The organism is Agrobacterium salinitolerans (assembly GCF_002008225.1).
Classification (GTDB): domain Bacteria; phylum Pseudomonadota; class Alphaproteobacteria; order Rhizobiales; family Rhizobiaceae; genus Agrobacterium; species Agrobacterium salinitolerans.
Genome location: NZ_MRDH01000010.1, coordinates 1 through 12,618, shown reverse-complemented (window position 1 = coordinate 12,618; position 12,618 = coordinate 1). Strand labels below are relative to the sequence as shown.

The window sequence follows — 12,618 nt, the reverse complement described above, 5'->3', positions numbered from 1 at the left end:
ATGCAAAAGACGAAACTGATACGATATGAGACGGCCGATAATCAAGCTGGCGGACAGCGGCGGCCATTTGCCAAGGCCGTCCGGGCCGGCGATTTCGTTTATGTTTCCGGGCAGGTGCCAACCGTCGATGGCGAAGTGGTGAATGGCGGGATCGTGGCACAGACCGAGCAGGTGGTTGCGAATATCAAGGATGTTCTGGCGCTTGCCGATTGTTCGCTGGCCGATGTGGTCAAGGTCAATGTCTGGCTGGACGATGCCCGGGATTTCTCGAGCTTCAACGCTGTCTTCCTGAAATATTTCATCGATCATCCGCCGGCACGCTCTACTGTGCAATCGCCGCTGATGGTCGATGCCAAGGTGGAAATGGACGTTATCGCCTATAAGCCGCTGGCATGAAGCCCAATTTGCCGATGTTTGAGAGTAGATGATGACCTATCCCTGGCCTGATGCGGGCACACCCCTCAATGCGATTTCGACGCCGATGCCTGTCATCGACGAGGACAGGCTCGCCGCCAATATCCTCAGGGCGCAATCTTATCTGGATGATCACGGCAAGGCCTTTCGGCCGCATATCAAGACGCACAAGATACCCGCTGTCGCCAAACAGCAGCTTCAGGCCGGCGCCATCGGCATTAATTGCCAGAAAGTCAGTGAGGCGGAGGTTTTTGCGGATGCCGGTTTTGATGACATTCTGATCACCTATAATATTCTCGGTGCAGCAAAGCTTTCGCGGCTGAAGGTGTTGAATGCGCGCATCGGTAGGCTGAGTGTCGTGGCCGACAGCGCCGTGACGATTGCCGGTCTTGCGGCTACATTTGATCCGGAAAGACCGCTCGCCGTTCTGGTCGAATGCGATACGGGCGGCAAGCGCTGCGGTGTGCAGACCCCGGAAGCGGCATTGGCGCTTGCGGAACAAATCGTCGCGGCACCGGGCCTCACATTCAGGGGCATTTTGACCTATCCCGCACCGGGCGGAGCCGCGACGGTGGAAAACTTTCTTCGCGAGACGATGGCATTGCTGGCGGCAAAGGGCATGGATTGTCCGGTGCGGTCCAGCGGTGGTTCTCCCGATTTTTACGCCGCCCATCTGGTTCCTTCCGCCACCGAACACCGGGCCGGCACCTATGTCTATAATGATCGCGCCATGCTGCGCGCCGGACATTGCACGGCGGGCGATCTCGCCATGCATATTCTCGCCACCGTCGTATCGCGACCGACAGCCGATCGTGCCGTGCTGGATTGCGGTTCCAAGGCCCTGACTTCGGATCTCCTGGGTTTTAGCGATTACGGGCTACTTGAAAGCTACGAAGGTGCGAAAATTACCTCGCTTTCGGAAGAACACGCGGTTGTCGATCTATCCGGCTGCGCCTCGGGCCGGCCTGAAGTCGGCGACATGGTCAAGGTTGTCCCGAACCACACCTGCGTCGTCAGCAATCTTTTCGACAGGATGGTCTTCCATCGAAACGGCGTCGTGACGCGGGTTGAGCAGGTCGCGGCGCGCGGTACGGTCTGGTAAATTACCCGGCTAATTAAATTCTGAGGTAAAGCTGCCAATGGGCAGATTGCGGTAACGAGAACCTAGAGACATGCGCATCTTCACGGCGTCACTCGCCACCGAAACCAACACGTTTTCACCTGTCCCGACGGATATGGATGCTTTTCGCGCGGCTTTTTATGCCGGGCCGGGCGAGCATCCAGAAACGCCGACGCTTTGCTCGTCGCCAGTGCCGATCTTGCGCCGTCGCGGCAGGGTGGAAGGGTTCACGGTAATAGAGGGAACCTCCTGTTGGGCCGAACCGGCCGGCCTTATCCAGCGCCAGACCTATGAAACGCTGCGGGATACAATTCTTACCGAACTCACCGCCGCCTTGCCGGTCGATGCGGTGGTGCTCGGTCTGCACGGCGCCATGGTGGCGCAGGGTTATGACGATCCGGAAGGGGACTTCCTGTCCCGGGTCCGCGCATTAGTCGGACCGGATGTACTTGTCGCGGCGGAATTCGATCCGCACAGCCATCTGACGGCGCTTCGGGTCAAAAATCTCGATATTATGGCGACGTTTCTGGAGTTTCCGCATACGGATTTCGAAGAGCGCGGCGAGCATGTGGTGGAAATGGCGCTGCGCACGCTTCGGGGGGAGATAGAGCCGGTCATCTCCACTTTCGATTGCCGTATGATCACCATTTATCCCACCAGCCGGGAACCGATGCGCTCTTACGTCGACCGGCTGAAGGCGTTGGAAGGCAAGGATGGCATCCTGTCGATTTCCGTTATTCACGGTTTCATGGCGGGTGACGTGCCGGATATGGGAACGCGCATCGTTGTCGTGACGGATAATGACAGGGCAAAGGGCGATGTGCTGGCCGAAAAGCTCGGCCATGAGCTTTATGCCATGCGCAAGTCGACCGCCATGCCGATGCTGGATACGGAATCCGGTCTCGACCAGGTTCTTGCCATTCGCAGCAATAATCCGGACAGGCCGGTCGTCGTATCGGATATCTGGGACAATCCGGGCGGCGGTGTCGCCGGCGACGCCACCCATATTCTGCGGCGCATGGTGGAGCGCGGCATGGACAATATCGCTGTCGCGACGATCTGGGACCCGATTGCGGTGTCTTTCTGTCACGCGGCGGGCGAGGGGGCCGAGATCGATCTGCGCATCGGCGGCAAATCCAGCCCTGAAGGCGGCGAGCCGCTCGATTTCCGCATCAAGGTGATGCGCACGGCCGAGGCTGGCTGGCAGAGTTTCCGCAACAGCCGCGTCACGCTCGGCCGTGCCGCTGTCGTCCGGCCGCTCGGTACGCAGATCGATATCATCCTCATTACCAGCCGCACACAAACTTATGAGCCGGATATCTTTTCCAATCTCGGCATCGATTTTGCAAAAAAAGACGTACTGCTGGTCAAGTCCACCAACCATTTCCATGCGGGGTTTGCGCCGGTCGCATCCGAGATCGTTTATATTGCTGCCCCGACATCCTATCCGACCGATCCGGCAAGAACGCCCTATCGGAAGGCGAGCCTTGAGCTTTGGCCGCGGGTCGCCGATCCGCTGGGGCTGGATTGAGGTGAGGCAGCTTCACACCTGATCAAACGACACAACGAAGAAACGAGCATCCTTTTCAACGCCCTCTATGGCGAATCCGGTGCCGGGCTCCAGAAGGAGGCTGTCGCGTCGCTGCAAATTCACGTTTCTGCCGCCTGATGAGACGCTGACGGGATCAGCGGCAAAAATTACCGTCGCCGTTGACACCGTTGAGTGAACGGTGAGCGCGCCGCGATGTCTCTCGACGCGGTGCGCATAGTGTCTGCGACGGGACATGACATTGAGATCGACAATGGGACCATTCCTCAGAACGGCGTATACGGAAACATCGGCAGCGAAGGGCAAGGGATCGCTTTCCATCGTCAACGAAACGGGCTCGCATGCGTCAATACTGAGGCTCATGCCGTTCCCCTCAAGGATGCAGAGGGTGCGGTCAATCCCGTCAAATATGGAAAAGGGCCCATCTTGCGCAACATCCGCCATGCTGATGCGCCAGTCGAAATCCGCCATCGAGGCGTTTGCGGGATGAGCGATGATCTCGGTCGTTACGCCGCCGCCGTTTTTCCAGGGCATGGATGTGTAGGTGCCCTTTGGTAGGTATCTCATCTTTTGCATTCCCTGTGTATTCGGCTGGATAGGGTGGCGCTACTTGCCGTCGCTGGCGATACGCCGTTCAAGATGTTTTTGCGCCGCGTGGAGATCAGCTTTTTTCCCGGCGAGTTTCTCTATCGCCTCGACGACAAGATCACGCGCGACATAGTCAGACTTGTGCCCGAGATTTTTCACAACGATCAATGTCGATCCGTCGATAGTGCGTGCAAGCTGGCGAGAATGAATTTCCGGTGAAACAACATTGTCCGTGTCGCCGGTTATGATGATGGTCGGCGCCTTGATTTTGGAGTAACTTGGCGAGGCGCTCCGCGCCCATGCATTCAGCGCGGCAACTTCCTGCGCGTTATGGCGAAAAGCCTGCGGTCTCAATGCGGCCCATGCGCGTGTCGCTTCCACGTATTCACGGGGACGATTATTGGGCGCAAAAACACCACGCGTCGCCTGATCGAGTGCGAGGAGACCCGCGGGCGGCGCGACGAAGGTCGAAAAAAGCGGGCCGGTTACCGGGGCGCTTGCCGCTGTGTAATACCAGGCAATGCCGCCAGGCCAAGGATAAACCGCGGGAGAAAGAAACACCAGGCCCGACACCATCTCGGGGTGACGAAGCGCGAATGCCGCGGTGATGGCGCCGCCAAAGGAGTGGCCGACGATGATGGCCTTGTGGATGCCGCGCTTTCTCATCAACTGAGCCACGGCATCCGCCTGCCCATCCGGCAGGATATTCTCCTTGCCGCCAATGTCGGAGCCGCCATGGCCCGGTCTGTCTATGAACAGCAGTCTTGCGCGGCCAGTGAGTTTATCCGCAAAGGAAAACAGCGGATCATAAAGACTTGCGCTTGCGCCGTGCAGGAAAACGATCGGCGGCAGGTCTGCCTGTTTCTGCGGTTCAATCAACAGGCTGTTGAGTTTGTATCCGCCGACATCGATTCTCACCGGAGCGGCCTTTTGGGCTTCGGAGGCTGGAGCGGCGGCGAAAGAAAAAGCGGGAAAAATTGCACCAATCAAAAGGGAAAGGCCGAATGAGATACGCCGTGGTGCCATGCTGTCGTCCGCACTCCATCAAAGCTCGCCGCGTTATCGTCGGCGCGAAAAATGAACCGTTATGCCTGAGCGACAGTAACAACGAGAAAATCGACTCGAAAGTTTCAGACGGATGAGCGGGTTGGATATTACCCGCCCGGCTTGGTTGGCGGAAGGGGAGGCCGCGCGGCGATGGACCGCGCGGCACAACAATCAATTGCCGAGAATGCCGGGCAGGCGCAGTCCCTGCTCCTTGGCGCATTCCACGGCGATGTCGTAACCGGCATCGGCATGACGCATGACGCCGGTTGCCGGATCGTTCCAGAGCACGCGCTCCAGCCGGCGCGCGGCATCGTCTGTGCCATCGGCGCAGATGACCATGCCGGAATGCTGCGAGAAGCCCATGCCGACGCCGCCGCCGTGATGCAGCGAAACCCATGTCGCGCCGGATGCGGTATTGAGGAGCGCGTTGAGGAGCGGCCAGTCAGAGACGGCATCCGAGCCATCCTTCATGGCTTCGGTCTCGCGGTTGGGCGAGGCGACGGAGCCGGAATCCAGGTGGTCGCGACCGATGACGATTGGCGCCTTCAACTCACCGTTCTTGACCATTTCGTTGAAGGCGAGGCCGAGACGGTGACGGTCACCAAGGCCGACCCAGCAGATGCGCGCCGGCAGGCCCTGGAAAGCGATGCGCTCACGCGCCATGTCCAGCCAGTTGTGCAGGTGCTTGTTATCAGGCAGCAGTTCCTTCACCTTGGCGTCGGTCTTGTAGATATCTTCCGGATCGCCGGAAAGCGCCGCCCAGCGGAACGGGCCGATTCCACGGCAAAAAAGCGGGCGGATGTAGGCCGGAACGAAACCGGGGAAAGCGAAGGCGTTTTCCAGCCCCTCATCCTTGGCGACCTGGCGGATATTGTTGCCGTAATCGAGCGTCGGAACGCCGGCGTTCCAGAAATCGACCATGGCCTGCACATGCACCTTCATGGAGGCGCGGGCGGCAGCGGCAACGGCCTTCGGGTCGCTTTCCTGCTTGGCGCGCCATTCGGCAACGGTCCAGCCGGCGGGAAGATAGCCATGGATGGGATCGTGCGCCGAGGTCTGGTCGGTGACGATATCGGGGCGAACGCCGCGACGAACAAGTTCCGGGAAGATTTCCGCGGCATTGCCGATCAGGCCGACGGATTTTGCCTCACCCGCCTTGGTCCATTGGTCGATCAGCGCCAGCGCCTCATCGAGCGTATGCGCCTTCGCATCGACGTAACGGGTACGCAGGCGGAAATCGACGCGGGTCTCGTCGCATTCGACCGCGAGGCAGCAGGCGCCGGCCATGACGGCGGCGAGCGGCTGCGCGCCACCCATGCCGCCGAGACCGCCGGTGAGAATCCACTTGCCCTTCAGGTTGCCGTCGTAATGCTGGCGGCCAGCCTCGACAAAGGTTTCATAGGTGCCCTGCACGATGCCCTGCGTGCCGATGTAGATCCACGAACCGGCCGTCATCTGGCCGTACATCGCAAGGCCCTTCTTATCCAGCTCGTTGAAATGATCCCAGTTCGCCCAATGCGGCACCAGGTTGGAATTGGCGATCAGGACGCGCGGCGCATCCTTGTGGGTGCGGAACACGCCGACTGGCTTGCCGGACTGCACGACGAGGGTTTCATCCTCGTTCAGATCCTTCAGCGTTGCGACGATGCGGTCGAAATCATCCCAGGTGCGGGCGGCGCGGCCGATGCCGCCATAAACCACCAGCTCATGCGGGCGCTCGGCCACGTCGGGATCGAGATTGTTCATCAGCATGCGTAGCGGCGCTTCCGTCATCCAGCTTTTGGCATTGAGGTCAGTGCCCTGCGGCGAGCGGACATCGCGGATATTGTGGCGTGGATTGTTCATGTGTTTTCCCCTTATCGTTTCGTATCGAGCGCAAATTTTTCCATGCGCGTGAGAATGGTCTTGAGATGGGCGCGAAGCCGTTCGGCTTTGCCCGTGTCGTAGGCAAAAGGCGGGTGCTCGGTTTGAAGATGGGTGGACTGCGCCAGTTCCATCTGAATGGCATGCACGTCGCTTTGCGGTTTTCCGTAATGGCGCGTCGTCCAGCCGCCCTTGAAACGGCCGTTCAGAATGCTGTCGTAACCCTGCGCCGCGGCGGTCACCTCGACGGCGATCTTTTCGATGGCCGGATCGCAGGTCTTGCCCATATCCGTGCCGATGTTGAAATCCGGCAGCTTGCCCTCGAACAGGAAGGGGATATGCGAACGGATCGAATGGCAATCATAGAGAATGGCGATGCCGTGGATGGATTTCACCCGCTCGATTTCCGTGGCGAGGGCCGCGTGATAGGGCGCGTGGAAATTTTCCAGACGGTAGGCAATATCGTCCTCGGTGGGTTCCTGTCCTTCATTCCAGATCGACTCGCCGTCGAAATCGGTCTGCGGCACAAGCGCGGTTGTGTTCTGGCCCGGATAAAGGCTCACCCCGGCCGGGTCGCGATTGGCGTCGATCACATAGCGGTGGAAGGTCGCCCTTACGGTTGTCGCATTCTCGAGAAGGCCGGCATAGAGCTCATGGATATGCCAGTCCGTATCGGCGAGAATCTTGCCGTTGTCGTTCAGACGTTGCCAGATATCCGCCGGCACATCCGTGCCGGTGTGGGGCAGGCCGAGAATGATCGGCGATGAACCTTCCTTGACGTCGAGGGCACGCATCTCAAACCTCCAGCTTCGGCAGAATGCCGTCCGAAATTGCCGCGACCAGCGCGCCGGAGGCAATCAATTCCGCCGCAGCCTTCAGGTCCGGCGCCATATAACGGTCTTCCTCCAGCGAAGGGACCGTCGCGCGCAATGCCGCAATCGCTTTTTGCAGTTCGGGGCTCGTCTTCAGCGGCCCGCGCAGCTCCACACCCTGCACGGATGAAAGCGCTTCGATACCGAGAATGGCAAAAAGATTGTCGGTCATCGGCAACAGACGACGCGCACCATGGCAGGCCATGGATACATGGTCTTCCTGATTGGCTGAAGTCGGTGTGGAGTCCACCGAGGCCGGATGCGCCATCTGCTTGTTCTCGCTCATCAGCGCGGCGGAGGTGACTTCGGCGATCATCAGGCCGGAATTCAGGCCCGGCTTTTTGGAAAGAAAGGCAGGCAAGCCATAAGAAAGCGCCGGATCGACCAGCAGCGCCACGCGGCGCTGGGCGATTGCACCGATCTCGCAGATGGCGAGCGCCGTCTGGTCGGCGGCAAAGGCCACCGGTTCGGCGTGGAAATTGCCGCCGGAGACGACGGAATTGTCTGATAGCACCAGCGGATTGTCGGTCACGGCGTTGGCTTCGATTTCCAGCGTGCGGGCCACCTGCCGCAGAAGATCGAGGCAGGCGCCATCCACCTGCGGCTGGCAGCGAATGCAGTAGGGATCCTGCACCCGCTCATCGCCCTCGATATGGCTGACGCGGATTTCCGAACCCTCCAGCAGATTACGAAGCGCCGCTCCTGCGTCGATCTGGCCCTTATGGCCGCGCAGGCTGTGAATATCGGGATGGAAAGGCGCGGAAGACCCCATGGCGGCATCCGTGGAAAGCGCACCGGTAATCAGCGCAGCCTGCGCGGCACGATGGGCGCGGAAAAGGCCGGCAAGCGCCAGCGCCGTTGAGGTCTGTGTGCCGTTGATCAGCGCCAGCCCTTCCTTGGCGGCAAGCACCACCGGGGTCAGTCCGGCTTTCGCAAGCGCTTCGCCAGCTGGCAGAAGCGCGCCCGCATAGAAGGCCTCGCCTTCGCCCATCATCACAGCCGCCATATGGGCGAGCGGCGCAAGATCGCCGGAAGCCCCAACCGAACCCTTTTCGGGAATGACGGGGATGACGCCCTTCTCCAGCATGGCTTCGATCAGCCGCACCAGTTCCAGCCGCACGCCGGACGCGCCGCGGCCAAGCGACACCAGCTTCAGCGCCATGATCAGCCGCACGATATTTTCAGGAAGCGGTGCGCCCACCCCGCAGCAATGCGACAGGATGAGATTGCGCTGCAGCGTCGCCACATCCGCCGCATCGATCTTTATGGAAGCGAGTTTGCCGAAACCGGTATTGATACCATAGACCGGCGCATTGCCGGCAGCGATCTCAGCGATGCGGGCTGCCGCCTTTTCAATGCCTTTATCGAAGCTGCGGTCGAGTTTGGCGCTGCCGTTCTCCCAGTATATCTCGGCGAGATCGGCTAAGGTCACATTGCCGGGGTGAAGCGTGATGGTCTTCATGGTCATGAGGAAACCTTCTGTCCCTTGAAAATACGGGCCTGGAGCGGGTTGAAGCCGATGCGGTAGACGAGCTCGGCGGGGCGCTCGATGTCCCAGATGGCAAAATCAGCGGATTTTCCAGCCTCCAGCGTGCCGGTTTCGGCAAGCAGGCCGAGCGCCTTTGCCGCGTTGCGTGTCGTCGCCGTCAGGCACTCTTCAACGGTCATGCGGAAAAGCGTTGCGCCCATATTCATGGTCAGCAGCAGGGAGGTGAGCGGCGAAGTGCCGGGGTTGCAGTCCGTTGCCAGCGCCATGTCGGCCCCGGCGTCGCGCAGGGCCTGCACTGGCGGCAATTGTTTTTCCCTGAGCGCGTAGAAAGCGCCGGGAAGAAGCACGGCCACGGTTCCTGCTTTCGCCAGCGCCTTCGCACCGGCCTCATCAAGATATTCGAGGTGATCGGCCGAAAGGGCGTTATGGGATGCCGCGAGCGCGGAGCCGCCAAGATTGGAAAGCTGCTCGGCATGCAGCTTGACCGGAAGGCCGCACTGTTTCGCAGTCTTGAAAACCCGGTCGATCTCCTCGACGGAAAAGGCGATGCCTTCGCAAAAACCGTCAACCGCATCCGCCAAGCCTTCCGCATGGGCTTTTTCCAGCCCCGGCAGGACGACATCGCCAATATAATCGGCGTTGCGCCCCTTATAGTCTGCAGGTGTGGCATGCGCGGCGAGATAGCTGGTGACGATACGCACCGGCCGCAATGTCTCGAGCCTGCGGGCGACGCGCAGCATCTTCAGCTCGGTTTCAATATCAAGACCGTAACCGGATTTGATTTCGACCGTGGAAACGCCTTCGGAAAGAAGCGTGTCGAGACGCGGCAGAGCCTGCGCCACCAAAACATCTTCCGAAAGCGCGCGCGTGTCGCGCACCGAAGAGACAATGCCGCCGCCCGCTTTGGCGATCTCTTCATAGGTGGCGCCATTCAGTCGCATCTCGAATTCCATGGCGCGGTTGCCGCCGAAGACAAGATGGGTGTGGCAGTCGATCAAGGCCGGGGTGATCCAGCGGCCGGCGCAATCGGTCGTCTCATCGGCCCTCGAGAGATCGGCAGGCAGATCGCTTTCCGGGCCGGCAAAGGCGATGCGGCCGTTACGCACGACAATGGCGGCATTTTCGATGGCGCCGATGCCTTCCATGGCGGGATTGAAGGTTGCCAGCCGGGCGTTGCGCCACAAAGCCGTGGCGTTCCCCGTCGCCGTTCCGTTTGCAGATTCGTTGCCTGGCATTTGCTTTTCGCCTTTCCTTTGTGAGTTAAATGTATATACATAATAATTGGCTTGGCAAGCTGCAATTTCGTGTTTGAAATGGCCTTGCCGGATAAAACCAAAGGAGAGGGTGGCATGATGGCAATTCACGCGGGCGCAGCGCTTCTGGCGGGCGGATGGGCGAAGGATGTCCGCATCGTCTGCGACGAGGGCAGTATTTCATCCGTCGAAACCGGTGTTTCCCCGCAATCGCAGGATGAGCGGCATGCCCTCATCGTTCCAGCCATGCCCAATCTCCACAGCCATGCCTTTCAGCGGGCCATGGCGGGGCTTGCCGAAATCCGCGGCCCGGGCAACGACAGTTTCTGGAGCTGGCGCACCGTCATGTATAAATTCGCGCTCTCCATGACGCCCGACCATGTCGAAGCGGTTGCCGCCCAGCTTTATATGGAAATGCTCGAGGCCGGTTTTGGACGGGTCGGCGAATTTCACTATCTGCATAATGACAGGGATGGCTCGCATTATGGCAATATCGCCGAAATGGCCGAGCGTATCGGCGCAGCCGCCTCGCAGACGGGTATCGGCCTCACATTACTGCCGGTCTTTTATGCTCATTCCGGTTTCGGCGGCCAGGCGCCGATCGACGGGCAGAAGCGCTTCATCCATTCGCTCGACAGTTACGGAAAGCTGATGCAGGGCGCGCAGGCCGTGGTGGACGGGCTGCCGGGCGCCACCCTCGGCATAGCGCCGCACAGTCTGCGTGCGGTCACCGCGGAAGAGCTGTCAGCCATCGAGCCGCTGGCAAAAGGCGGGCCGATCCATATTCATGTGGCGGAACAGACGAAAGAAGTGGAAGATTCGCTTGCCTTTTCCGGCGCGAGACCTGTGGAATGGCTGCTTGAAAACGCGCCGGTCGATGGCCGCTGGTGCCTCATCCATGCGACACATATGGCGGAAACCGAAACGCGCGGCATGGCAAAAAGCGGCGCCGTTGCCGGCCTTTGCCCGATCACCGAAGCCAATCTCGGCGACGGCATCTTCCCGGCTCCGGCGTTTCTTGCTGAAGGCGGCCATTATGGCGTCGGATCCGATTCCAACATTCTGATTTCCGTGTCGGAAGAATTGCGAACGCTCGAATATTCGCAACGTCTCTCGCATCGGGCACGCAATGTCATCGCCGATGCCGGCCGCTCCACGGGAGAAAAACTCTTCCGGCAGGCGCTCGAGGGCGGCGGCAGGGCTCTGGCGTCGCGAAACGGTCTGGAAAAAGGAAAAAGCGCCGATTTCGTCGCTCTCGATATTTCCGCCGTGTCCTATCTTCCGATATCGCAGATTCTCGATCAGTGGATATTCGCGGGCGGCGTTTCCGTCGATTCCGTTTGGATGCGCGGCAAAAAGCGCGTGCAGGCCGGCCGGCATATCCATCGCCGCGAAATATCCGACCGTTTCAACAAGGTCATGGCTGAACTTCTCGATAGCTGATATGGGCGCGGCGGTAACAGGAAAAAGCCAGCGGGGAAAGGCATTGCGGACGTGACGAAAGCATCAGCCGGGCAGACCCTGCACCAGCGTATCCTCAGCGAGATCGAGGGGCGGATCGTTTCAGGAGAATGGCCGCCGGGACACCGGCTGCCTTTCGAGGTTGACCTCGCCGATCAATATCATTGTTCACGCATGACCGTGAACAAGGTCATGGGCCAGCTCGTCAAGGCCGGTTTGATCGAACGCCGCAAGAAATCCGGCAGTTTCGTGCGCCAGCCGCAGATTCAGTCCGCCGTTCTTCAAATTCACGATATCGGGGCTGAGGTCGAATCCCTTGGCCTCGATTATGGCTTCAAAATTCTGGCGTGCAAAATGCGCAGTGCAGAAAGCACGGATCGTGAGCGGCTCGACGTTTCCGTCGGCACGCCGTTGCTCGACGTTCTCTGCATCCATTTTGCCGGTGCGCGCGAATTCTGTGTCGAACAGCGCCTCATCAATTTGACGGCCGTGCCGGAAGCGGCTGAAACCGACTTTACCGAAATTGCGCCAGGCCCCTGGCTGCTCGGCCATGTTCCCTGGAGCACTGCCGAACACCGGATCAGCGCCGAAACACCGTCGAAGGAGATCGCGCGCCTGCTCGGTATTTCGGACAGGCAGGCGTGTCTTGTCGTGGAGCGCCGCACCTGGAGCAATTCGGGCGCAGTTACCCATGTGCGCTTCACCTATCCCGGAAATGCGCATGCGCTGGTCGCCCGCTTCAGCCCGTCTTCCGACTGATATCCGCAAGGCCTTCGTTCCTGTTATTGCGATATGGAGACCCTATATAGGGGAAGGCCCATCAAGCTTGACGGTCAAAGACGGAAAACCGTTAAAAGTCGTTAAATTATACTATAATTTTCAAATTTCCTTTTAGAATCATTCAGATATCACATTTCTTTATTTTTTCGAATTTGGTGTGTTGACTTGTTTGGTGAGGTTCT

The 12,618-nt window shown here is 59.6% G+C and carries 11 protein-coding genes; 5 read left to right on the top strand and 6 right to left on the bottom strand.

What is annotated here, in order from left to right:
- From BS627_RS10740 to BS627_RS10730, 3 genes are all read left to right on the top strand, one after another.
- Positions 1-396 carry a RidA family protein gene (locus BS627_RS10740; RefSeq protein WP_077983220.1) on the top strand — a complete coding sequence of 132 codons (396 nt, stop codon included), beginning with the start codon at positions 1-3 and terminating at the stop codon, positions 394-396.
- Between the two features lie 31 nt (positions 397-427).
- The gene (locus BS627_RS10735) at positions 428-1,516 is read left to right on the top strand and encodes a D-TA family PLP-dependent enzyme (RefSeq protein WP_077983259.1); all 1,089 of its coding nucleotides are present in this window, start codon (positions 428-430) and stop codon (positions 1,514-1,516) included.
- A 70-nt stretch (positions 1,517-1,586) separates the two neighbouring features.
- On the top strand, positions 1,587-3,065 hold the full coding sequence (locus tag BS627_RS10730) for a M81 family metallopeptidase (protein ID WP_077983219.1): 1,479 nt from the start codon (positions 1,587-1,589) through the stop codon (positions 3,063-3,065).
- 12 nt (positions 3,066-3,077) lie between these two features.
- On the opposite strand, the gene BS627_RS10725 is transcribed toward BS627_RS10730, so the two are convergent.
- The 6 genes from BS627_RS10725 to hutI form a co-directional block, all read right to left on the bottom strand.
- Positions 3,078-3,650: a HutD/Ves family protein gene (locus BS627_RS10725; RefSeq protein ID WP_077983258.1), complete on the bottom strand. Its 573-nt coding sequence runs from the start codon at positions 3,648-3,650 to the stop codon at positions 3,078-3,080.
- 39 nt (positions 3,651-3,689) lie between these two features.
- Positions 3,690-4,697, bottom strand: coding sequence for an alpha/beta fold hydrolase (locus BS627_RS10720; protein ID WP_077983218.1), 1,008 nt, complete (start codon positions 4,695-4,697; stop codon positions 3,690-3,692).
- 192 nt (positions 4,698-4,889) lie between these two features.
- Positions 4,890-6,563: a urocanate hydratase gene (hutU, locus tag BS627_RS10715; protein ID WP_077983217.1), complete on the bottom strand. Its 1,674-nt coding sequence runs from the start codon at positions 6,561-6,563 to the stop codon at positions 4,890-4,892.
- An 11-nt stretch (positions 6,564-6,574) separates the two neighbouring features.
- Positions 6,575-7,375, bottom strand: coding sequence for an N-formylglutamate deformylase (gene hutG / locus BS627_RS10710; RefSeq protein ID WP_077983216.1), 801 nt, complete (start codon positions 7,373-7,375; stop codon positions 6,575-6,577).
- A gap of 1 nt (position 7,376) precedes the next feature.
- Positions 7,377-8,921, bottom strand: a complete 1,545-nt coding sequence (gene hutH / locus BS627_RS10705; RefSeq protein ID WP_077983215.1) for a histidine ammonia-lyase — start codon at positions 8,919-8,921, stop codon at positions 7,377-7,379.
- The gene (gene hutI / locus BS627_RS10700) at positions 8,918-10,177 is read right to left on the bottom strand and encodes an imidazolonepropionase (RefSeq protein ID WP_077983211.1); all 1,260 of its coding nucleotides are present in this window, start codon (positions 10,175-10,177) and stop codon (positions 8,918-8,920) included. The genes hutH and hutI overlap by 4 nt, the downstream gene beginning before the upstream one ends.
- Positions 10,178-10,291: 114 nt before the next feature.
- Between hutI and BS627_RS10695 the strand changes: the two genes are divergently transcribed.
- Together BS627_RS10695 and hutC are read left to right on the top strand one after the other, a co-directional pair.
- Positions 10,292-11,638, top strand: coding sequence for a formimidoylglutamate deiminase (locus tag BS627_RS10695; RefSeq protein WP_077983257.1), 1,347 nt, complete (start codon positions 10,292-10,294; stop codon positions 11,636-11,638).
- Between the two features lie 51 nt (positions 11,639-11,689).
- Positions 11,690-12,415, top strand: a complete 726-nt coding sequence (hutC, locus tag BS627_RS10690) for a histidine utilization repressor (RefSeq protein ID WP_077983210.1) — start codon at positions 11,690-11,692, stop codon at positions 12,413-12,415.
- Positions 12,416-12,618: the final 203 nt, after the last annotated feature.